Genomic DNA, 22914 nt, shown 5'->3' on the forward strand with positions numbered 1-22914 from the left:
CCTTTCTTAATAAATTCCTTCCTCGCCAAATTTCTTCGCCAAACGATTCGCTAGCATGACCAAAATCAGCCCGACCGCCGCTTTAAATACGCCGACTGCTGTACTGTAGCTGAATTGGCCCTGTTTCAGCCCTGCAGTATAAACATACGTATCAAAAATTTCCGCCACTTCCCTGTTTGTCGCATTTAACAGCAAATACACATGCTCGAAGCCAAGCTCCAGCGTGTCTCCGATTTTCAAAATCAGCAAAACGACGATAACGCTTTTAATGGCGGGCAGCGTAATATGCCACATTTGCCGCAGCCGTCCCGCTCCGTCCATTTTCGCCGCTTCATACAGCTGGGGGTCAACCGCTGTAATGGCCGCGAGATAAATGATCGTCGACCAGCCCGCTTCCCTCCAGATAACCTGAAGAATATACAGGGGCCGGAACCATTCTTCGTTCAGCAGAAAATTGATTTTTTCACCGCCAAAAAACACAATCAGTTCATTAATCAAGCCCCCGTCTACTGTTAACAGCACAAACGAAAGCGATACAACAATGACCCAAGACATAAAATGCGGGATATAAATCAGCGTCTGAACAAATTTTTTAAAGAGAGCAATCCGCACTTCGTTCAATAGAAGCGCCAGCAGTATCGGCACCGGGAAAAATATGGCCAGGTTCAACGCAAATAACACGAGCGTGTTTTTTAACAAGAGAAAAAATGTAGGCTCAGTAAACAGCCTGATAAAATGCTTCAGCCCCACCCACTCACTGCCCAAAATGCCGAGGAACGGCTGATAATCCTGAAACGCAATCACAATTCCCCACATCGGCACATACTTAAAAAGCAAAAAATAAATACACCCCGGCAAAATCATCAAGTACAAATATTTTTGCTGGACCAGCTTACTTAGTAAGCGCTTTCTTTTTTCTTTTTTAAAAATGACTGTATCAACAGCCGGCGCTTGCGCTTCTGCTGTTTTCATTTTTTCCTAGCCTCCTTTCACGGGTTCTTGCATTCACTGTAGCGCGGCAGACAAAAGTCCGTCTACAATCATATGATCACATCCTGATTTATCCCTTTATAATCAAGGGTTCAGCCGGTCCACCTGAAAAAAAGACACCGATATTAGAAAATGATTATTGACAATATCTATCAATCTTTGGATTAATTGTATTAAGGTGAAGTGGATGTTATGAAATGGGGGGTTTTATGAAAAGAAGCCAATACAAGTTTTACTACAAACTGATCACGTTTTTCTGCCTGCTCAGCACCATTCCGGTTATTTTGGTCGGATTGTTTTCGTACGAGCACTCTCAGAAAACGGCTATTTCCAACGTTTCGGAGGAAAAATTCGACACACTCCAGCAGACCCAGCAAAGCATCGAGCATATATTGAAAACCGTTGATCACTCTTTAACCCACTATGTGAGTTCGCCGCCTCTCCTTCGCACATTGTCCGAGCCTTTGCACTCAGACCAATTTCAAATCTATAACCAAGTGAACCAAGAGCTCAATTATCTGCAAAGCTTTGATACCGATCTGTCCAACATGACGTTAGTCAGTTATACGAAAAAATGGTACATGAACAATTCCGGTTTGTACCGTTTGAATACAGACACTCTTCATGAAGCAGCCTCAGCGTACACGAAACACAAAGCGAGCCGCTCATATTGGACGCTTGAGGAAAACAATCATTTGATTTCAACCAAAGAAGGCACATCAGACAACTGCCGCTACAATATCAATTTAATTAAGCAGCTTCCTTTGAACAGCACAAATACAAAGGGATTGGCCGCCGCAAGCATCCCGAGCTGTTCGCTTGTCAAAAATATGCCTGGCTATTCAAACGCCAACAACCTGTTTATCATCGATGAAAAAGGCCGCATCATCCTTCATAACAACATGTCTGACATTGGTGAATCTCTTCATAACGACGGCTTTGTCCAAAAAGTGCTGGCGCAAACCGCCAATAGCGGACAGTTTGAAACAGTGATTGACCGGATTCATTATAAAGTCACCTATCAAAAATCTGACTATAATACATGGACTTATTTTTCTCTCGTTTCCCTGCCTGAGCTAAAAAAAGAAGCCAAATCAATTGGCTGGATCACTTTTGCAGTATGCCTTATTTTGTTAACGCTTTCATTATTGTTCTCTTGGCTGGGCTCCCGCCATTTTTACAAGCCGATCAGGATGCTTTACGAATCATTCGCAAGACATGGAGCCATACAAGAGAAACAGCAGCCTCCTCAAAATGAATTTGAGTTAATTGAACAGAGCTTTAAGCAGCTGAAGGACAGAAATGACGACCTTGAGGAAACGATGAAGCAGCAGGCCACTCATCTGCAGCAATATTTTATGGTCAGGCTTATGCTTGGAAAACTGACGGATGAGGAAGTCGATAACCGCTTTAAAAGCCTCGGTTTAAAGCAAAATTGGCGGCACCTTGCTCTGCTTGTGCTCCAAATTGACACACTGAATCATACGCCTTATGAGAAAAAAGATATGGATCTGCTTTTGTTTGCCGTCAACAGCCTGATTGAGCGCAACATCCCGACGGACAAACATCTTGCCCCCGCCGTAGTTGACAAACAGCAGGCGACGATTTTGATCAACCAAAGCGGGACAAAAGAAGAATTCATAGCTGAGCTGAATGAGACTGCAAGGATGATTCAGGAAAAAGCGGAAGCTGAGCTGCAGCTGTCTGTCAGCATCGGCATCAGCCAGCCGTTTGATGTGCTGACAAAAGCGAAAACAGCCTATGCGGAAGGCTCAGAAGCGTTGAAATACCGGCTTAAAGCGGAAAACAAGTCGATCATCTTTTACGAAGACCTTGACCAGAAAAAAACCTTCAAAACCCATTTTCCAAAGCAGCTTCAGCATGAGCTGTTCGATGCCGTTAAAGCAGGAGACAAGGAGAAAGCGGATAAATGCCTGCACGCGATTTTGCAAGCCATTTTCACCCAGAACACCAACCCGTATCAATTTCAAATCGCCATCGCCCGTTTTTTGAACCATGTGATTGAGCTGATGCATGTGCTCGGGATCGAATTGTTTGAGCTTGAAGAAAACAAAATGCTGTATGACCAAATTTTTGAGCTGAAAACGTTCGAGGATACCGAAAACTGGCTAAAAAATGAGTTTATTGATCCGATGACAGACAAAGTGAACGCCCGCGCGGATGCCCAGTACAAAAATATTTCCGACAACATCATTCATATCATCCATCATGAGTTTGAATCCGAATTGACACTGGACGAAATCGCGCGCAGGCTGCATTACAACCCAAATTATTTAAGCAGCATTTTCAAAAAAGAAATGGGTATTTCATTCAGCGAGTATGTCTCAAGCTACCGACACCATATGGCGAAAAGCTGGCTTGCCGAAACAGACATGGCGGTCAAGGACATTGCCGAAAAGCTGAAATATAAAAACTCGCAAAATTTTATCAGGTCTTTTAAAAAGCTGGAGGGGATTACACCGGGAAACTACCGCCAGCAAAAAAGAAGCATGTAAAAAACCCAAAACCGCTTGCGCGTTTTGGGTTTTTCCAACATTATTTTGCTTGTTTAAACGCTTCTTCGTATTCCTGAATAATTTGTTTTCCTCCGCTTGACTCCCATTTTTCCACTTCTTTATCGAACTGGCTTTCTGTGATGTCTCCAATCATATATTTGTAGGTCGCGTCATCAATGATTTTCTTCAGTTCATCACCCCGTTCCGACTCCGATGCGGAATATAGGCTTTCAGCCGGGTTTGAGACGATAATCTTTTCATTGTCCTCGGTCAGCTCCTCGTACGCCGTCCGAAGCGGATCTCCAGTGTTTTTTAAGTAGGCTTTATCAATGGCAATTAAGGCGGACAGCGGCTGAATATCAGTCTGCCAGTCTTTTACCTGGCTTTCTTTGCGTGTAAACGTTTTGTCCTCACCTTTGTTGTAATGAACACCGTCAATGCCATAAGTCATCAGGCTATAGACATCTTCTTCGGCAATTCGGTCAAAAAACGCCAAGATCCGTTTAAGCTCAGCTTCCGTTTTCACACTCGTTTTCGGGAAAGCAAACACGCCGTTATGGCCTCCTGATGCCCATACCCGCTCTTTCCCATCTGGACCTTTTATGCGGTTGATGATCTCGAGCTTCATCGATTTATCAGAGGCATGGTCGCGCAGATTGACCGCATCTACCATATTGCCAATATAAATTCCGGCTTTTCCTTGAGAAAACAGCTCCTGCTGCTGGGTTTTGCTTGTGACGGGAAAATCCTTATTCATATACCCGTTATCACGCAGCTTTTTCATATAGTTCATCGTGTCTTTGTATTCCTGTGTCATGAAATCAGGCGTGAATTTGCCGCCCGATTCCTTCCAATCTGTCGGCATGCCTTCATACGAGCCAATCGTTTTAAACGCGCCGTAAATCAAGTCATTACGGTCTGCCAGCCCGATCGTATTATCTTCCCCATCCTTGTCCGGGTCGTCCTCCGTAAATGCTTTGGCCACTTCATAAAGCTCATCCAACGTTTTCGGGGTTTTCAAATTTAAATTGTCCAGCCAGTCCTTCCGAATGACGATCCCCTGTCTGGAAAGCGGGCGCTCTCTGTATATCCCGTAGAGCTTGCCTTCAATTGTCACATTTTTATTAATGAGTTTGTTCATTTTGTTTAAGTTGGGATAATCCTTGATATAATCGCCGATTTCCCAAAACATTCCTGACCGAAAGGCATTCATGACTGACGAATTTTTAATATCCTGGATGGTCACGATTTGCGGAAGATTGCCGGCTGCAAGCGCTGCATTCAGCCTGTCTTCTTTCACCGCGTCTGGAACCCAGGTGATGTCGAGTTCTGTATTTGTCAGCTTTTCGATTTCTTTAATCGCCCTGTCTTTCGGCGGCTGCTGGTGATACAAAATCGCCATCCAAGACAGCTTTACCTTTGAATCCGGGCCATCTTTGCCTTCAGCCGAAGACTGATCAGCCCCTTTACAGCCCGCCAGCACTCCGCCGAGTGCCAGTACAAGCACAATCAAAAGCACCCTCCATTTGTTTCCCATCGTACCCCTCCGTTTCATATTTCTTTATCCTTTGACAGATCCCAGCAAAGCTCCTTTTGCAAAATGCTTTTGTATAAACGGATAGACAAGCAGAACCGGGATGGTCGCCACCACTATGACCGCCATTTTAATGGTTTGCTCAGGCGGCGGGCTGCCCGACCCCATTTCAGACATATCCCCCTGCATACCGCTTGATACAATGACGATTTGGCGCAGAAGCACCTGAATCGGCCATTTTGCTGAATCATTTAAGTACAAGATCGCTGTCATATACGTGTTCCAATACGTGACCGCATAAAATAGCGAAATCGTTGCGATCGCAGGAAGAGACAGCGGCAGCACAATTTTAAAGAATATGCCCAGATCATTGCACCCGTCAATTTTCGCGGACTCTTCCAGGCTTGACGGGATATTTTGAAAGAAGTTTTTCAGAATGATCAGGTTAAAGGCATTAATGGCTGTCGGCAAAATAAGCGCCCAGTAAGAATCGAGCAATCCAAGCGATTTGACCACAAGGAAAGTCGGAATCATGCCGCCGCTAAACAGCATCGTAAATACGACGAGAAACATGAGCGGCTGCCGGCCGATTAAATCACGGCGGGATAACCCGTAAGCCATCAGTGAAGAAAGAAACATGCTGACCGCAGTGCCTATCACTGTCACAAACACAGAAACAAGCAAACTCTTATAAATAATATCTGTTGAAAAAATGTAGCGATAAGCATCTAGCGAAAAAGTGGTCGGTATTAAAATAAATGTTTTCGACACGACTTCTTCTACTGTGGCGAAAGATGCTGCGATGACATGAATGAACGGAAGTACGCATATTAAAGCGAACATCAGCAAGAAACCATAAATCAACATATCAAACAGACGGTTTTTCAGTGAATGTGCGATAGCTCCCACCTCTCTTTGTAAGCGTTATCATATTTTTGAAAACCGAGCTCAGCATGTGACGATATCGTGTCTAAAATGTAGCAAATCTGTGATTGCCATGTCTATAATCATTTGAACAGAGTCCCCGGCCGGGCGGGGGCTGCCGCGAATTGAGACCGATAACAAAAGAAAAAGAGCATAATCTTAGAAAATGATTATGCTCCGTTCTCCTCCTCGTTCAGAAGTTCGGCCGTATTGATTTGTGGCGAAAACCCAAGTTCATTCACGGCAGATTCAATGGACCATGGCCGGCCCGGATTATCAGAGACGGCGTAATAAGTGCCGTACCGGATATTGGTCTCAATAGCGGCTTTGAAAATCGACAGCAGATCGGGGTGAGAAAGCAGTGTCTTTTTCGTCCGTTCTTTTTCATGCAGCGTATCCATTTCATCTGTCACGACTGTTCCGATTCGAAGGTTGATTACTGATAGCTTATTTTCCAAATAAAACAAATGGCCGATCTGTTCAGAGGTCAGCTTTAATACACCGTACAAGTTTTTTGACAGCGGATAATCGCTTGTTGTGATTTCCCGTCCTAAGAGCGAGCGCCCGTCTTTTTCATATACATCTGTAACATGATTGCTGCTGGCGAACACGAGCTTTTGAATGCCGAGCTCCGCTGCCGCACGGCACAGATAATAGCTTGCCCTATAGAAAACATCCGTCATTTTTTCAAACTCAGCGATGTCCATAATATCGTATTTGATTTTAACAGCGAGTAAATTCAAGATGGCATCGGTATCTTTTGGAATCTTCTTCAACAGCTCCTCATAATTTGCCGCGTCAGCCTGAATGGAAGAGGCTTTGCCATCGAAATGATCTTTATCAAGCACTGTCACTTCATAGTCTGAAATAAGCCCTTCAGCAAGCAGTCTCCCAATCACACCATTTCCGCCGGCGATCAGCACTTTTTTCACTGTGTTCACTCCCCTTTTTTTATAGATTGCCCATTTTCGCCGGGGCTGACACTTTTTTGGCACTCACATGCTCTTTTAGTTTATTCAAAAGTCACCGGCAGCTGCTCAAGCGCCCGGAAGCCAAAAAGCGGCCGGTACTGCCATTCAGAGCCAGCGAGCTTGAGGCCGGGCATTCGCTGCAGAAGGGTATGAATCGCTATCTTTGCTTCTAATCGTGCCAGTGAGGATCCTAGGCAAACATGATGTCCATGCCCGAATGAAAGATGCGGATTAGGGCTTCTGGTTATATCGAAATCATCGGCGTGCGTGAATATGTTTGGATCTCGATTAGCAGCCCCTAACAGAAGATAGACTTGTTCCCCTCTACGGATCGTCACCCCGCTGATGTCAATATCCTCTGACGCAACTCTGGCTGTCATTTGCGTGGGGCTTTCATAGCGTAAACATTCCTCAACTGCGGTACCAATAAGATCTGGATTTTCTCTCAGTTTCAAAAGCTGTTCTGGATGCTGCAGCAGACAAAGGACTGAATTGCTGATGAGATTAACCGTTGTCTCATGTCCGGCGATCGCCAGCAATATGCACGTAGATGCCGCCTCCTCTTCCGTCAGCTTATCCTTTTCTTTCCCTTTCAAGAGCATGCTGATCATATCCTGTTGAGGGTGGCGTTTTCTCTTTTGAATCAGCTCTTTGAAATATGCCATAGCCTGCACAGCCATAATATCGCCCTCTGTTAATGCCTTTCTTGACCGGGTAAAATCAATCGTTTGAATGAGACTCGCAGCCCACTCCTTTAATTGCTCCCTATCTTCCTCCGGTACACCTATAATGTTAGCTATGACAAAGCTTGCTAAAGGAAAAGCAAAGTCCGAAATGACCTCCATCTTTTTTTCACCTTGCACTTGATCAAGCAAATGATGGACAGTTTCAATGATATACGGCTGATAACTCTCTGTCGTTCTCGGCGTAAACGCTCCGCTGGCAAGCGTCCGCAATCGTCTATGATCAGGCCGGTTCTGAAACAGCATCATTTGATTTTGCACATGTGAAAGGTCCTGATATTTGGTTGAGCTCTCAGGCAGCGGGGTGCGGACTTTGAATCTCGCATCTTTCAAAATAGCAGCCGTTTCTTTATATCCTGTGACATACCAGCCCGGATATTTTAAGAAACTCCCTTTATAGATAGGATGAACAGCTCGCAATGTGTCGTAAAAAGAATATGGGTTTTTCAAAAACTCAGAAGATGCAGTTGACGATGCAATTGTCACGTGATTTTCTCCTTTCTGTTCAAAAATAAAAGCAATCGACATCATACCGATTGCTTTTATTGATTCTTTCAGCTTTTCGCACTTAAACTGGCCTTCATTTCTTCGACTGATTCAACTTCAAAGCCTAAATCACTCAGCATTTTATGATCCTCCGTCTCCTCTTGCCCGGCAGTTGTTAAGTAGTCTCCAACAAAAATGGAGTTTGCGGCGTAAAGCCCTAATGGCTGCAATGAGCGGAGATTGACCTCTCTTCCTCCGGAAATGCGAATTTCTTTTGATGGATTGATAAAACGGAACAGCGCCAGCACTTTTAAACAATACAGCGGGTTTAATTCGTTGACGCCTTCTAACGGCGTGCCATCAATTGCATGCAAAAAATTCACAGGAATGGAATCCGCGTCAAGAGCCTTCAAGCTTTTGGCGATGTCAATGACATCCTGTTTCGTCTCCTTCATCCCGATAATGGCGCCTGAACACGGAGACAGCCCCGATTCTTTTGCGATTTCAACCGTATTGACTCTGTCATCGTATGTATGTGAGGTCGTGATGTTTGAATGGTTTCTCTGTGACGTATTCAAATTATGATTATAGCGGTCTACTCCGGCATCTTTGAGCCGCTTCGCCTGCTCTGGCTTCAACAGTCCGAGACACGCACAAATCTTCAATCCATACGTCTCTTTAATTTCCTGAACCGCATCTACGACCTGATCCACTTCTCTGTTAGACGGCCCTCTGCCACTTGCCACGATACAATATGTGCCAATATTCAGATCGTGCGCCCGCTTCGCGCCTTCAAGCAGCGTTTCCTTATTCACCATCCGATAAGACTCAATCGGCGCTTTCGAAATCGCAGACTGTGAACAATAGCCGCAGTTTTCCGGGCAGAGCCCGGATTTCGCATTCATAATCATATTGAGCTTTACTTTTTTTCCATAAAAGTGTTTTCTGATATGAAAAGCTCCATGCATTAATAGCAAAATATCTTCATCAGGACAATGTAATATTGAAAGCGCCTCTTCGTCAGTCACTTCTGCTCCAGCCAGCACCCGGTCTGCAAGTTCCATCCATTGATTCATTCTCATACCCCCACTTGATTCATCAGTAATGATAGATTGATATGGTCTTTTACCATATGTAGAACCGTTTCTTTCGTCACGTTGGCAAGCTTTGGCGTAACCCCTAAAATCGGCACACCGCATAAGCGCTCAATCATCTCAGGATTGGTTTTTTCATCTTCATCAGGAGAGTCACTGATTCCATTAATGATAATTCCGGCGATTGGAAGCCCCATGCTTTCTGCATATTTGACAGTTAAAAAGGTATGATTAATGGTTCCAAGGCGAGGACGCGCCACAATAATCATGGGAAGCTGCAACGCTTTTATGACATGACTGACCAAATAGTCCTCTCCCAATGGCACAGAAATACCGCCTGCACCTTCTACGATGAAGCATTCATGTTTTTCTCTAATCCGCCCCCAATGGCTTAAAACCTCTTCCATGGTGACAGTCTTTCCTTCAAGTTTCCCTGCAACGTATGGTGCAAGCGGCGCTTTGAAGGCAAAAGGCGTAATGTCTTCATGAGAAAGACTGGTCTGCGACATGTCTTTCAGCAGACTAGTATCACTATCTGGATGATGGCGCGATATCCCGCTTAAAAATGGTTTATACACCCCGACATCTCTATTATGTTCTCGCAATAAAGCGGCGATTCCGCTGGATATAACCGTTTTCCCCACTTCTGTATCTGTTCCTGTCACAAAAAAACCCCTCAAATGATGTGCAGCTCCTTTCCGATTGAATGAAATGTTTGCAGCAAATGATCAATATCACCCATACTGTGATCAGACGTGATTGTAATTCGAATACGGCTTTCACCCGGCGCAACGGTTGGCGGCCGAATGGCAGGAGCATAAATTCCGTTGCCCTGCAGTTTTTCAGCAAATATGACCGTTTTATGGGCATCGCCAATGACGACAGGAATAATCGGTGTGTGATCTCCTTTCACCACATAACCCATATTCTTCAGACTGGTTCTGATCATACTGATATAAGAAAATAAAAGCTGTCGTTTTTCCCTGCTGGCTTCAATGATGTTGAAAGCCTTATGAGCAGCCGCACAGCTGGCTGGCGGAATAGCGGTTTGAAAGATAAATGTTCTGGCATGGTTCAGCAAAAAGTCGATGAAGACCGCTGATCCTGCCGCAAAACCTCCTTCCGCGCCAACAGCCTTGCTTAAGGTGCCGATCACAATGTCAGGACAAACACCAAAGTATTCACTCGTTCCTCGTCCCGAATCACCCAAAACTCCTGTTGCATGGGCATCATCAACGACCACGAAGGCATGATAGCGTTGCGCAAGTGAGATGATCTGATCAAGAGGGGCAATCGTGCCATCCATGCTGAATACCCCATCTGTTACGATAAAACGGCGCTGATAACGCTGTGTTTCATTCAGCTTGTTTTCAAGATCATTCATATCAATATGCCGATAAACAACTGTATCAGCCTTAGAAAGTCGGCAGCCGTCGATAATACTTGCATGATTGAGCTGGTCACTTAAAATGACATCTTCCTTTTCTGGCAAGGATGAAAGGACACCGACATTGGCCAAGTAACCGCTCGAAAACAGCAGGGCCGCTTCTGTCCGTTTAAAGCTGGCAATCTTCTTTTCTAGCTTTTCATGCCAGACCGAATTGCCTGTCGTTAAACGTGAACCGCTGCTTCCTGTCCCAAATTGCTGCAATGCTGTTTGGGCTGCATCGATCAAACGTCTATCGCTTGCGAGTCCTAAATAATTGTTTGAGGACCAGACCGTTTGATTCTTGCCATCAATGTTCCTCTCTGGAACCGGAGCTCCATCCATTGACCGCAGGTTACGGTGTACGCCGGCTTCCTTTGCTCTGTCTAACCGCTCGTTTAACCAGGAATCAATCTTCAAGGCTCGTAACCTCGTGGATGGCTTGTTTCATAATGGCAACCATTTCCGTGAGCTCCTTAGCAGTACTGGCGAGAGGAGGAAGAAATGCAACCACGTCCCCAAGCGGCCTTGTCAGCATTCCCAGCTCTCTCATTTTTAAGGAAACTTTGTATCCAATCCGCCGATCAGCCGGGTAAGGTTCTTTGGTTTCCTTTGACCGGACGAGCTCTGCACCGCACATAAAGCCAAGCTGCCGAATATCCCCAACATGAGGAAGAGCGTGCAGATCTTGAAGAAGAAAATGGAGCTTTTTACTTTTTTTCGCTACTTGTTCCACAATGTTTTCAGATTCAAATAATGCCAGATTTTCAAGCGCAACCGCACAGCCAAGCTGATTGCCTGTATAGGAATGGCCATGGAAAAAGGTTTTTAGGTTTTCATAATCATCATAAAATGCCTTATAGATGTCTTCAGTGGCAAACGTAACGGCAATTGGCAAATAGCCTCCTGTAATGCCTTTACCGGCAGCCATCAGATCAGGCTGGACATTCTCGTGCTCGCACGCAAACATTTTTCCTGTACGGCCAAAGCCTGTAGCGACTTCATCAACGATCATTAAGACATCGTATGTTGTACATAGCTCGCGCACCCCTGCCAAATATCCTTCCGGCATCACGATCATACCGGAAGCCCCTTGTACCATTGATTCAATGGAAAGCGCGGCAATTTCCTCGTGATGTTCCTTAAGCAGCTGTTCAAGCTCTCGGAGGCACTGATCACGGCACTCATCAGGATCACCGCTTTCAGAGCGATACACATAAGGAATCGGAGCCTTGTAACTCTCGAACATCAACGGGCCGTATACGTGGTGAAAAAGCTCAATTGAACCGACACTGACGGCGCCAATCGTATCACCGTGATACCCGTTTTTCATTGCGATGAATTTTTGTTTCTCGGGCTTCCCGATGTTCCTCCAATACTGAAACGCCATTTTTAGGGCTATTTCCATCGCTTCTGCGCCGCTGTCTGAATAAAAGACCCGCGTGAGTTTTTTTGGGCTGATGTCGATTAATGTTTCGGCAAGCTGGGTTGCTGGAACGTTGGTCATGCCCAATAACGTGGAGTGCGCAATTTTTCCGAGCTGTTTTTTTATGGCGTTATCTAGTTCTTTTTTGCGGTGTCCGTGGACATTAAGCCAAACTGATGAAAAACCGTCATAGTATTCCTTGCCATTTATGTCTTTGACTTTGATTCCAGTCCCGCTTTCGATGATTAAGGGGTTTTCATCATAATCTTTCATTTGGGTAAATGGCAGCCAGAGGTGCTTTTTACTTTTTTCTATCAAATCATGAGTCATGATCTTCCTCCCACTCTATTAAAATAGGCTGCTTCTCCAGGTCATGTATGTACGTGTTTACATCATTGGATCCATCAATAAAAAAGACTCGGCAGCCCTCTTCAGTCCCGTATTCTTTCATTGCTGTAATACGCTGATAGCCCATTTTCTTACCCGCAACATAGCCTGTTATGTAATCCGGATCGTCCGACCAGCATAATTCTGCAACGGCTGCCGGGTGCCGGCTTACCTTTGAAGCGAGCGCAAGGGCCTCTTTTATTCTTGAATGAGCTGGCACGTGACTGTGAAGCGCCCATTTTTCAAAATTAGCGTCCGGCCAATCCATTCTGGAGACCCGCACCCCTTTTTCTTTTGTTTGATCCATTCGCTTGCCTGTATGAATATCAAACAACACCGCACCCCTGACATCTGACCATTCAGGGATTTGTTCATATGCTTTTTCAATCACGTCTCGTGAAACGCCTTCTTTTTCCAATAACAATCGGGCCAGCTTTTGTCCTTCTTCCGGGCAGCTCACTTCATTCGTATGCACAGGCAATGGCTGAATGGTTTTTATCGATTCATATACCTCTTCAAATTGAATTTGCATAAAATCAGGTTTTCCTCTTGAATGGGATAACCCTTTTTCTAATAAAGCATTGACTGTATGCTTCATCTCATGGAAAGGAATAAGCCGTTCTCCGCCGGATATATGCTTTCCGCCGTCTTCATGAGATCCATTCATAGAAGCCCTCATTCTGACACTATAAAAAGTTTCTTCTTGCATCATTTCTCGCCCTTTCACTGATAACTGAAGAACGTGTAGTGCTTCTCGCTTTAATTGTTAACCAATTATATTTAAAGGTTAACAATTAGAATATATTATTCTCTCCTGTTTCTGTCAATAGAAGAAAGCATCGATTTATGGCAGTTGGTTAAAAGGAAACAAAAAGACCGTTTTCACACAAAACGGTCTTTTTCGATTTCTTTTAACATTCACAGCCACTTTTTCAAAAACCGTACAGCTTCATGCCTCATAACTGCTGTTTCGAAATGTCCCGAAGCAGAACGGACCACTCGGTAGCAATCAGAAGCTCCCTGTCCAGCATAGACAGCTGTCAATTCTTTTTCGATTTTGTCCACGCCCTCAGCCGGCGTTAACCGGTCGTGTACACCAACAAGACTAAGGTGCGGGCGCGGCGCGATCAGGCTTTGGATCTCCGATGCGGAAAAATGCTTTGCAAGCGATGGGACGTAATAATAAAAGCCGTGCCTGTCAAGATTCTGTGTTTTGATCAGAACGTGATGATCCACCTGGCTGCACAAATCCACACACACCTTAATCCGGTCATCGAGCGCCGCTGTCCACCACGCCATCAAACCTCCCATAGACATGCCGATGGTTCCGATCCTGTCAGGCTGAACATCAGAGCGTGACTGCATATAGTCCAACGCACTTAAACTGTCATAAATCATCATCCCCCACATCACTTTTCCGGTGAGAAGCATTTCTTTAAATATCTCACTTTCCGCTTTTCCCCGCCGATCTCCAAATCCCCAATGATCAATCGCAAGAACGCCGTATCCGAGTGAAGTAAGCTCATCAGAAAAAGAAGGCGTTTTCAAATAATCCGCTCCCTCAATCAGCTCACTTTTTCCCCTATCATACTGGCCCCCATGCGAATGCTGAAACAATACGGCTGGGCACGGTCCTTCTGTTTTCTTCGGCTTCACAAAATAAGCGGGCACCTTTTCATGTCCATTTAAATCGAGCAGGAGCGTTTCAACAATATTTTCTTCTCTTTCTTCAATACGTAATGTCTCAACACTGATTGGCCTCCGATCAGGCAAATCACCAAGCAATCGAAACAGTTGCTTTCTTCTTTCGACTCTCATCCCATCACCCTTCCTTATTCGCTTACTTCACATTTACGAGACAGATCTGGGTTCCCCTTTATTTTTCCAACATAAATCACATCATTTACTAAATATTTAGTAAATATAACGAAATATTCCGAAAATAATTATTGTAACCGCTTACTTTTATATGATAGTATCAGTTTATCAAAAACAGATGAGTTAATATTTTACTAAATAGATGAGAGGGATACCCATGGTTCGTATTAAAGATATCGCATTGAGAGCTAATGTTTCCAGCGCAACTGTGTCCAGAATTTTAAATGAAGATGAGTCGCTTTCTGTTGCGGGCGAAACGAGACAAAGAGTCATCAACATCGCTGAAGAGCTTGGTTATCAAACCGTTGCCAAACGCCGAAAATCCCGCGGGCAAAAACAGCGGGCCCAGCCGCTGATCGGCGTGCTGAGCTGTCTGTCCCCTGATCAGGAAAGGCAGGACCCTTATTTTTCTTCCATTCGGAAAGGCATTGAAAAGGAATGCTTTGAACAGGAAATTTTCATTACAAATTCGATTCATCTCGGCTCCTTTCAGGAACATATCTTTCGGGAATTGGATGGTGTCATTGTCATCGGCCGTGTTCATGATGAAGCGGTTAAGCATATCAGCGGAAGGCTGGAGCATGCCGTATTTATCAATCATTCACCAGATCCGCAAGCATACGATTCGATTGGAATCGATTTTGAATCGGCTTCACGCCAGGCGATTGATCACCTTTTCGACTTGGGCTACAAACGGTTAGGCTACATTGGCGGACAAGAAAAAGAGCATACGCTGAAGGACGGCCAAAGCATTCGCAGAACGATTGAAGATAAACGCCTGACCGCTTTTTTGGAGTCAGCCGCCCCCCAGCCTGAGCATGTGCTGATCGGAGAATACAGCATGCGTGAGGGCTATCGCCTGATGAAGAAAGCAATCGATCAAGGCCATCTGCCGGAAGCATTCTTTATTGCCAGCGATTCTATGGCGATCGGCGCATTAAAAGCGCTTCAGGAAGCCGGACTGCAAGTGCCGCGGGATACCGCAATCGTCAGCTTTAACGGCATTGAGGAAGCTGAATTTGCCAGCACGCCTTTAACGACGGTGAAGGTATACACAGAGGAAATGGGCCGGACAGGCGTAAAACTGCTGCTTGACCGTCTCAATGGCCGAACGCTTCCTCACCATGTCACCCTGCCTACAACATTAATCGTAAGACAAAGCTGCGGATGTACAGCAAAGGAGGTGACATAAGCAAAGATTCATCAGATGATAAGGAGGAAAAGATGAAACACACTTTTGTTTTATTTCTCTCTCTTATTCTGCTTGTTCTGCCCGGGTGTTCAGCAGAGAAAAGCTCAGCAGATACCGCAAAAAAGACGTTAACCATTTATTCTACAATGTCAACCGACAGTGAAAGAGATACGTTCAGAAAACTAGCGGCAGCATTCGAAAAGGAACACAGTGACATTCATGTCAGCCTTCATTTCCCAGGCAATGACTATGAAAATATGATGCGTGTCAGAATGGCGGCCAATGATTTGCCAGATCTATTCGATACACATGGCTGGGGGAAAATCAGGTACGGTGAATATACAGCGGATCTCCGGGATATGGAATGGACTCAAGATCTTGATCCCAATTTAAACAGCATCCTCAAAAATAAAAGCGGAAAGGTGTATGCCTATCCGATCAATCAGGCAAAAGACGGTCTGGCGTATAACCGCAATATTTTAGACCGTTACGGCATTGCTCCGCCGGAAACCATGGATGACTTTATCAAAGCACTGAGAACGATTAAAGAAAAGAGCAAGGGAAGCATTGTTCCCTTCTGGTTTGCCGGCTATGACAAAAGCTCATTCGCTCAATATTACGACCAATTCGCTACACCTCTTCTCATCACAGACCCTGCCCATAATGAAAAAAAACAGCTCATCAATGGCACTTTTCAATGGAGTAAATTCACTTATTTATCAGAAATCCTCAAACAAATGCAGAAAGAAAAATTGATTAACATCGACGCCGTCACGGCAAAAAAATCACAGCTCATTGAATTAATGGCCCAAAACAAAATCGCCTTTACAATGCAAGGCGGCACCCTCGGCCAAGACGTTGCCCAGATCAATCCGAACGTCAAGGTCGGAATTATCCCGACACCCGCCATACATCCCGGTGATAACCCGATATGGATCGGCGGTGAACGCTACACCCTTGCAGTATGGAAAGATTCGCCTCAATTAAAAGAGGCAAAAGAATTTATCGCATTTATGGCCCGCCCGGCCAATGCCAAACAAATGGCTGAAGCCACATCGCTTCCTTCAGGGCTGACCAATGTGAAAGCTGATATTTTCTACGCAAACGATTATGAGCATTATCAAGATGTCAAAGTCGAGCCTTACTTCGACCGTTTATACTTGCCAAACGGAATGTGGGATGTCCTGGGCACGGTCGGACAGGAGCTGGCGGCTGACATTTTGGCGCCTCAAGACATTTCGCAGAAGCTGGGAAGAGAATATAAACGACTCCGGGAGCAATCGGAAACACAGGGAGCTGAAAACAATGAGTGAGATCGCAAGGGACGTTCATGTGAAACAGGTTAAGCCAAAAAAGCAGTCCTCACTTTGGTGGATGTACATTCCTGCTTTGCTCTCCGTTCTGGTCTTTATGATTTATCCGTTTGTGAAAGGCACATTGATTACCTTTACAAACTGGAACGGCTTTTCACAAGTTTACCAATGGGTTGGATTCGCGCAATATGAAAGGCTGTTTTCTGATCCTGATACTTGGCATATCTTAAAAAACACGCTGCTTTACGGGCTTGGCAGCACCTTTTTTCAAAATGTGGTCGGGCTTCTGTACGCTCTGCTCTTAAATCAAAGCATTAAAACGAAAGCGGTAACAAGAACAATTGTGTATTTGCCGGTGATGATCAGCCCGCTCATTATGGGCTACATTTGGTACTTTTTCTTCTCCTATGACGGAGGCGCGCTCAACGATTTGCTCGGGGTCTTCGGCATCAGCCCTATTAATGCGCTCGCCAGTCCCTCGCTCAATCCATGGATCATTGTCATGATTAACACCTATCAATATGTCGGGATCGCTATGGTTGTCTACTTAGCCGGTCTGCAAAGCATTCCGAAAGACTACTATGAAGCGGCGCAAATGGATGGCGCGAAACAAGGCCAGCAGTTTTTTACCATCACGCTGCCGCTGTTAATGCCCTCCATTACCATTAATATGGTCATCAACATTATCGGAGGCTTAAAGCTGTTTGACGTCATCATTGCACTCACCGCAGGCGGCCCCGGAAATGCGTCACAATCCATGTCCACGTTTATGTATGATTTGTATTTCAAACGGCAGGATGCCGGCTATGCCGCAACGCAAGGCATATTTATGGCATTTGTCATTTTGATCATCAGCTTTTGCGCGCTTGCGTACTTTAAAAGAAAGGAGACGGAAATGTCATGAGAGCCGCCCGTACAAAAAGCATGCGGATCATTACGCTTCTTGCAGCCATTGTGGCCTGTGCGCATTTTATTCCTTTTTATATCCTGCTGACCACTTCATTGAAAGCAAAAGGAGACTACAGTTCGAAATGGATATTTCCAGCCGACATCTCCTTTCATAATTTTTCAGAGGCGTGGGAGCGCGCTTCGCTAGGAAACTCTTTTATAAACACCATGATCATCACAGGTTTTTCTGCCTTGTTATTAATTATATTCGGCTCACTTGCCGCCTACCCGCTTGCCCGGCGGGAAACGAAACTGAATAAAGCCGTTTTTGCCTTGCTGATTTCCATTATGATCATTCCTCCGTTAACGTCCATGGTTCCTTTGTACCGAATGGTCGTGGACGCCGGGATGGTCAATACACACGCAATTGCCATTTTCATCAATACAGCGGCTTACATGCCGTTAACCGTATTCTTGTATTCGGGCTTTATCCGATCGACCATTCCAAAAGAGCTTGAAGAAGCCGCAAGAATTGACGGCGCAGGCATGCTGAAAATCTTTTTTACGATTGTGTTTCCTCTGCTGAAGCCGATCACTGCGACCATCTGTATTATTTCTTGTGTCTTCATTTGGAACGACTATCAATTTGCCATTTTCTTTTTACAAGATCAAAAGGTTCATACATTAACAGTAGCCATGGCAGGTTTTTTCGGAGAAAACGCAAACAACCTTCATTTAGTTGCCGCAGCGGCACTTATGGCAATGCTGCCGATGGTTGTTCTGTTTTTGGCGCTGCAAAAATACTTTATTGCCGGCCTGTCTTCCGGAGCGGTAAAGGGTTAACATTAAAGGAGGAAGCAATATGAAAAAGATTACATTTATCGGTGCAGGGAGCACGATTTTCGCCAAAAATGTTTTGGGAGACTGCCTGTTAACAGAGGCACTGAATGGATTTGAGTTCGCTCTTTACGACATTGATCCCAAACGCCTGCAGGAATCCCAGCTCATGCTCGAAAATCTAAGAGACCGTTATAACCCAAGTGTGGCCATCAACAGCTATGATGACAGAAAACTCGCCTTGCAAAACGCAGGCTATGTCATCAATGCGATTCAGGTTGGAGGATACAAACCGAGCACAGTCATCGATTTCGAGATTCCTAAACGGTATGGGCTGCGCCAGACGATCGCCGATACAGTCGGCATTGGCGGGATATTCAGATCTCTCAGAACAATCCCGGTCTTATTTGATATCGCAAAAGATATGGAGGAAATGTGCCCTGACGCATGGTTCTTAAACTATACAAATCCAATGGCCACTCTTACAGGCGCCATGCTCCGCTATACCAATATCAAAACAATCGGGCTCTGCCACAGTGTTCAAGTGTGCACGAAGGATTTATTTAAAGCTCTCGGAATGGAGCATGACGGAATTGAGGAACGCATCGCAGGAATCAATCATATGGCTTGGCTTTTGGAAGTCAAAAAAGACGGCACAGATTTATATCCAGAAATCAAAAGGAGAGCGAAAGAAAAACAAAAAACAAAGCATCATGATATGGTGCGGTTTGAATTAATGGATAAGTTCGGCTATTATGTCACGGAATCGTCCGAACATAACGCAGAGTATCACCCATACTTTATTAAACGGAATTACCCTGAACTGATCAGCGAGCTGCAAATCCCGCTCGACGAATATCCGAGAAGGTGCGTCAAGCAAATTGAAAATTGGGAGAAAATGCGGGATGATATCGTCAATAATAAAGACCTTACGCACGAACGCTCAAAGGAATATGGTTCAAGAATTATAGAAGCAATGGAAACAAACGAACCATTCACCTTCGGAGGAAACGTCTTGAATACAGGGCTGATCACCAACCTTCCTTCAAAAGCGGTTGTGGAAGTGACATGCGTCGCCGACAGAAAAAAAATTACACCGTGTTTCGCCGGAGAACTGCCTGAGCAGCTTGCCGCCTTAAACCGGACGAATATTAATACACAGCTGATGACAATCGAAGCGGCTGTCACACGAAAAAAAGAAGCGGTTTACCAAGCTGCAATGCTTGATCCGCATACAAGCGCGGAGCTTTCCATGAAAGACATCATCTCCATGTGCGACGATTTATTTGCAGCACACGGCGATTGGCTTCCGGAATACAAATAAAAACTAGGGGACCGCTCCCCCCTAGTTTTTTGGTTTTGTTTCGCCTTCCCAGGCCATCATGCCGCCTTCAACATTGACTGTTTTAAAGCCTTGCTCATCCAGGTACTTGCAGACGTTCATACTGCGCATTCCTGAGCGGCAGATAAATACGTACTCTTTGTCTTTATCAAGGGTTTCCATTTTTTCAGGAATATCCCCCATGCGAATATGAACGGCTTGAGGGATCATGCCTTCCGCTACCTCTTCATCTTCTCTGACATCAATTAAATATAATTCTTCGTCCGCCTCAATTTTTTCTTTCAAAGCGGCTGTGCTGATTTCTTTTATTTCCAAAGAAAACACTCCTATTCACAGTGATCATGTTCAGTATATCAAAGTCAGCTGAACGATTGCTATTCTGAGACTGATGAAAAAAATCCCCTTTTGGCAAAGGGGATTTTTTCTAGGCTTAGTTTGCCACAATATTGACAAGCTTCCCAGGCACCGCGATGATTTTCCGAATCGTTTTGCCTTCAAGCTGCTCTTTGACCTTTTCATCTGCTTGAGCAAGCTGTTCCAGCTGTTCTTTCGTTGCATCGGCAGGAACCTGTAATTTCGCTTTTACTTTTCCGTTCAGCTGAACAACGATTTCAACTTCATCATCCACAAGTTTTGTTTCATCATATACAGGCCAAGCTTCGTAGGCAATTGTGCCGGAATGGCCAAGCTTCTCCCAAAGCTCTTCCGCTAAGTGTGGCGCGATAGGAGAAAGAAGCTTCACGAAGCCTTCCATATATTCTTTCGGCAGTTCTGATGCTTTATAAGCTTCATTAATAAAGACCATCAGCTGGGAAATACCCGTGTTGAAACGAAGGCCTTCATAATGGTCTGTGACTTTCATGACCGTTTCATGATAGACGCGCTCCAATGTTTCACCCGCGCCTTCAACGATTTTGCCATTAAGCTCACCGCTGTCTTCAATAAACAGGCGCCATACACGGTCAAGGAAACGGCGCGCACCGTCTAATCCTGATTCAGACCAGGCGATTGAAGCATCAAGAGGTCCCATGAACATTTCGTACAATCTCAGTGTATCAGCACCGTGAGAGGACACGATTTCGTCAGGGTTGACAACGTTCCCTTTAGATTTACTCATTTTTTCGTTATTTTCACCGAGAATCATTCCTTGGTTGTACAGCTTTTGGAACGGTTCTTTCGTCGGCACTACACCGATATCATAAAGGAACTTATGCCAGAAGCGGGCATACAGAAGGTGAAGCACGGCATGCTCTGCACCGCCGATATACATATCGACCGGAAGCCATTTTTCCAATTTTTCTGGTGATGCCAGCTGATCCGGATTGTGCGGATCAATATAGCGCAAGAAATACCAGCAGCTTCCCGCCCATTGCGGCATTGTATTCGTTTCTCTTCTTCCTTTTTTCCCTGTCTCAGGGTCTGTGACTTCCACCCACTCTTTAATGTTCGCAAGCGGTGATTCGCCCGTTCCGCTCGGTTTGATTTCATCCGTTTTCGGCAAAATCAGCGGCAGCTCCTCTTCCGGGACAGCTGTTGACGTTCCGTCTTCCCAATGAATGACCGGAATCGGCTCGCCCCAATAACGCTGGCGGCTGAAGAGCCAGTCACGAAGACGGTACGTCACTTTCTTCTCACCGTTTTTCGTTTCTTCCAGCCAAGCGATCACTTTCTCAATCGCTTCCTGTTTGTGAAGGCCGTTCAGGAAATCAGAGTTCACGTGCTCGCCGTCGCCAGTATAAGCTGCTTCCTCAACGTTCCCGCCTTTTACGACTTCCTTCACCGGAAGGCCAAATGTTTTGGCGAATTCAAAATCACGCTCGTCGTGGCCTGGAACTGCCATGACAGCACCTGTTCCGTATGATGCAAGAACATAATCTGCAATCCAAATCGGCAGTTTTTCTCCGTTTACAGGATTGATCGCATACGCTCCTGTGAATACGCCTGTCTTTGTTTTCGCAAGATCTGTGCGTTCAAGGTCACTCTTTGATTGAATTTCTTTGATATAAGCTTCAACAGCTTCTTTTTGCTCAGCCGTTGTGATGTTTTCCACCAATGCGTGTTCCGGGGCAAGGACAGTGTATGTAGCGCCAAACAGCGTATCTGGTCTTGTTGTAAACACCGTAAAGGAATCATCATGTCCATCTATAGCAAAATGAACGTGAGCGCCTTCCGAACGGCCGATCCAGTTGCGCTGCATATCTTTAATGCTTTCCGGCCAATCAAGCTCTTCCAAATCCTCAAGGAGCCTGTCCGCATAGGCTGTGATTTTCAGCATCCACTGCTTCATTGGGCGTCTCTCTACCGGATGGCCGCCGCGTTCGCTCTTGCCGTCAATGACTTCTTCGTTGGCAAGAACAGTACCGAGCGCAGGGCACCAGTTTACAGGCACTTCGTCAACATAAGCAAGGCCTTTTTCGTATAGCTTTAAGAAAATCCATTGCGTCCATTTATAGTATTCAGGGTCAGTCGTATTGATTTCGCGATCCCAGTCATATGAGAAGCCAAGCGCTTGAATTTGGCGGCGGAAGTTATCAATATTCTGCTTCGTAAACACAGCAGGGTCGTTCCCTGTGTCAAGGGCGTATTGTTCAGCTGGCAGGCCGAATGCGTCCCAGCCCATTGGATGAAGGACATCATAGCCCTGCATGCGCTTCATCCGGGACAGAATATCCGTAGCTGTGTATCCTTCAGGATGGCCGACGTGCAACCCAGCTCCAGACGGATAAGGGAACATGTCCAGCGCGTAAAATTTTTGTTTTTCATTATTATCAAGAGTGGCAAATGTTTTGTTTTCAAGCCAATATGTTTGCCATTTCTTTTCTATCTCTTTGTGCTGAAAACTCAAAGTAAAAACCTCCTTCTGATTGAATACGGCGTGTATGGTTCAAGTATTGACGGGAAGGAGAGGATTATATTCAGAATATTCCCAAACTAAAAAAAACTCCCTCATCCCAAAAAGGGACGAGA

At 45.2% G+C, this 22914-nt stretch carries 19 protein-coding genes and 1 other annotated feature (1 of these 20 cut by a window edge); of the genes, 6 read left to right on the forward strand and 13 right to left on the reverse strand.

The features are described 5' to 3' along the window. Positions 1–6: 6 nt before the first annotated feature. Positions 7–972 carry a polygalacturonan/rhamnogalacturonan ABC transporter permease gene (gene rmgP / locus NYE53_RS14955; RefSeq protein WP_014477700.1) on the reverse strand — a complete coding sequence of 322 codons (966 nt, stop codon included), beginning with the start codon at positions 970–972 and terminating at the stop codon, positions 7–9. Positions 973–1187: 215 nt separating this feature from the next. On the opposite strand from rmgP, the gene NYE53_RS14960 reads away from it, so the two are divergent. Next, positions 1188–3506 (forward strand): helix-turn-helix domain-containing protein, encoded by a 2319-nt coding sequence (locus NYE53_RS14960; protein WP_339245410.1) that lies wholly within the window; start codon positions 1188–1190, stop codon positions 3504–3506. A gap of 40 nt (positions 3507–3546) precedes the next feature. Here NYE53_RS14960 and NYE53_RS14965 read toward each other — a convergent pair whose 3' ends face one another. The 10 genes from NYE53_RS14965 to NYE53_RS15010 form a co-directional block, all read right to left on the reverse strand. Continuing rightward, positions 3547–5043: an extracellular solute-binding protein gene (locus NYE53_RS14965; protein WP_339245412.1), complete on the reverse strand. Its 1497-nt coding sequence runs from the start codon at positions 5041–5043 to the stop codon at positions 3547–3549. A gap of 24 nt (positions 5044–5067) precedes the next feature. Then, positions 5068–5928 carry a carbohydrate ABC transporter permease gene (locus NYE53_RS14970; protein ID WP_015251420.1) on the reverse strand — a complete coding sequence of 287 codons (861 nt, stop codon included), beginning with the start codon at positions 5926–5928 and terminating at the stop codon, positions 5068–5070. A gap of 206 nt (positions 5929–6134) precedes the next feature. Beyond that, positions 6135–6896 (reverse strand): NAD(P)-dependent oxidoreductase, encoded by a 762-nt coding sequence (locus tag NYE53_RS14975; RefSeq protein WP_003245974.1) that lies wholly within the window; start codon positions 6894–6896, stop codon positions 6135–6137. 80 nt (positions 6897–6976) lie between these two features. After that, entirely contained in the window at positions 6977–8164 is a 1188-nt protein-coding gene (gene bioI, locus NYE53_RS14980; RefSeq protein ID WP_339245415.1) for a biotin biosynthesis cytochrome P450, read from the reverse strand. A 68-nt stretch (positions 8165–8232) separates the two neighbouring features. Then, complete coding sequence (bioB, locus tag NYE53_RS14985; RefSeq protein WP_017695470.1) at positions 8233–9240, reverse strand: biotin synthase BioB; 1008 nt, start codon at positions 9238–9240, stop codon at positions 8233–8235. Between the two features lie 2 nt (positions 9241–9242). After that, complete coding sequence (gene bioD / locus NYE53_RS14990) at positions 9243–9938, reverse strand: dethiobiotin synthase (protein ID WP_015251416.1); 696 nt, start codon at positions 9936–9938, stop codon at positions 9243–9245. After that, entirely contained in the window at positions 9935–11104 is a 1170-nt protein-coding gene (gene bioF, locus NYE53_RS14995) for an 8-amino-7-oxononanoate synthase (RefSeq protein ID WP_339245417.1), read from the reverse strand. Before bioF ends, bioD begins: the two co-directional genes overlap by 4 nt. Next, a complete protein-coding gene (gene bioA / locus NYE53_RS15000) occupies positions 11094–12440 on the reverse strand; it encodes an adenosylmethionine--8-amino-7-oxononanoate transaminase (RefSeq protein WP_339245420.1) in 1347 nt (448 codons plus the stop codon). The genes bioF and bioA overlap by 11 nt, the downstream gene beginning before the upstream one ends. Next, on the reverse strand, positions 12430–13206 hold the full coding sequence (gene bioW / locus NYE53_RS15005; protein WP_033884852.1) for a 6-carboxyhexanoate--CoA ligase: 777 nt from the start codon (positions 13204–13206) through the stop codon (positions 12430–12432). The genes bioA and bioW overlap by 11 nt, the downstream gene beginning before the upstream one ends. A gap of 209 nt (positions 13207–13415) precedes the next feature. Then, the gene (locus tag NYE53_RS15010) at positions 13416–14315 is read right to left on the reverse strand and encodes an alpha/beta hydrolase (RefSeq protein ID WP_339245423.1); all 900 of its coding nucleotides are present in this window, start codon (positions 14313–14315) and stop codon (positions 13416–13418) included. Between the two features lie 217 nt (positions 14316–14532). On the opposite strand from NYE53_RS15010, the gene NYE53_RS15015 reads away from it, so the two are divergent. From NYE53_RS15015 to melA, 5 genes are read left to right on the forward strand one after another with little or no spacing between them, the layout of a single operon-like run. Then, the gene (locus tag NYE53_RS15015; protein ID WP_339245427.1) at positions 14533–15567 is read left to right on the forward strand and encodes a LacI family DNA-binding transcriptional regulator; all 1035 of its coding nucleotides are present in this window, start codon (positions 14533–14535) and stop codon (positions 15565–15567) included. A gap of 32 nt (positions 15568–15599) precedes the next feature. Further along, entirely contained in the window at positions 15600–16880 is a 1281-nt protein-coding gene (locus tag NYE53_RS15020; RefSeq protein WP_339245429.1) for an ABC transporter substrate-binding protein, read from the forward strand. Then, positions 16873–17784: a sugar ABC transporter permease gene (locus NYE53_RS15025; protein ID WP_015251409.1), complete on the forward strand. Its 912-nt coding sequence runs from the start codon at positions 16873–16875 to the stop codon at positions 17782–17784. The genes NYE53_RS15020 and NYE53_RS15025 overlap by 8 nt, the downstream gene beginning before the upstream one ends. Continuing rightward, on the forward strand, positions 17781–18611 hold the full coding sequence (locus tag NYE53_RS15030) for a carbohydrate ABC transporter permease (RefSeq protein WP_339245431.1): 831 nt from the start codon (positions 17781–17783) through the stop codon (positions 18609–18611). The genes NYE53_RS15025 and NYE53_RS15030 overlap by 4 nt, the downstream gene beginning before the upstream one ends. 19 nt (positions 18612–18630) lie before the next feature. Further along, on the forward strand, positions 18631–19929 hold the full coding sequence (melA, locus tag NYE53_RS15035) for an alpha-galactosidase MelA (protein WP_038429489.1): 1299 nt from the start codon (positions 18631–18633) through the stop codon (positions 19927–19929). A gap of 21 nt (positions 19930–19950) precedes the next feature. Here melA and NYE53_RS15040 read toward each other — a convergent pair whose 3' ends face one another. Both NYE53_RS15040 and leuS read right to left on the reverse strand, forming a co-directional pair. Continuing rightward, positions 19951–20262, reverse strand: a complete 312-nt coding sequence (locus NYE53_RS15040; RefSeq protein ID WP_004398993.1) for a rhodanese-like domain-containing protein — start codon at positions 20260–20262, stop codon at positions 19951–19953. 115 nt (positions 20263–20377) lie between these two features. After that, a complete protein-coding gene (gene leuS, locus NYE53_RS15045) occupies positions 20378–22792 on the reverse strand; it encodes a leucine--tRNA ligase (RefSeq protein ID WP_063335761.1) in 2415 nt (804 codons plus the stop codon). Positions 22793–22901: 109 nt separating this feature from the next. After that, positions 22902–22914: a binding site (T-box leader), on the reverse strand (it continues 202 nt past the right edge of the window).

It is taken from the genome of Bacillus sp. FSL R5-0523, assembly GCF_037975295.1.
Lineage (GTDB): Bacteria > Bacillota > Bacilli > Bacillales > Bacillaceae > Bacillus > Bacillus subtilis.

Coding starts and splice junctions, on each gene's coding strand:
- NYE53_RS15010 (WP_339245423.1), bottom strand. CDS start 14,315: ATGAGAGTCGAAAGAAGAAAGCAACTGTTTCGATTGCTTGGTGATTTG.
- NYE53_RS15030 (WP_339245431.1), top strand. CDS start 17,781: ATGAGAGCCGCCCGTACAAAAAGCATGCGGATCATTACGCTTCTTGCA.
- bioW (WP_033884852.1), bottom strand. CDS start 13,206: ATGCAAGAAGAAACTTTTTATAGTGTCAGAATGAGGGCTTCTATGAAT.
- bioA (WP_339245420.1), bottom strand. CDS start 12,440: ATGACTCATGATTTGATAGAAAAAAGTAAAAAGCACCTCTGGCTGCCA.
- bioB (WP_017695470.1), bottom strand. CDS start 9,240: ATGAATCAATGGATGGAACTTGCAGACCGGGTGCTGGCTGGAGCAGAA.
- NYE53_RS14965 (WP_339245412.1), bottom strand. CDS start 5,043: ATGGGAAACAAATGGAGGGTGCTTTTGATTGTGCTTGTACTGGCACTC.
- NYE53_RS14960 (WP_339245410.1), top strand. CDS start 1,188: ATGGGGGGTTTTATGAAAAGAAGCCAATACAAGTTTTACTACAAACTG.
- rmgP (WP_014477700.1), bottom strand. CDS start 972: ATGAAAACAGCAGAAGCGCAAGCGCCGGCTGTTGATACAGTCATTTTT.
- NYE53_RS15020 (WP_339245429.1), top strand. CDS start 15,600: ATGAAACACACTTTTGTTTTATTTCTCTCTCTTATTCTGCTTGTTCTG.
- melA (WP_038429489.1), top strand. CDS start 18,631: ATGAAAAAGATTACATTTATCGGTGCAGGGAGCACGATTTTCGCCAAA.
- NYE53_RS15015 (WP_339245427.1), top strand. CDS start 14,533: ATGGTTCGTATTAAAGATATCGCATTGAGAGCTAATGTTTCCAGCGCA.
- NYE53_RS15025 (WP_015251409.1), top strand. CDS start 16,873: ATGAGTGAGATCGCAAGGGACGTTCATGTGAAACAGGTTAAGCCAAAA.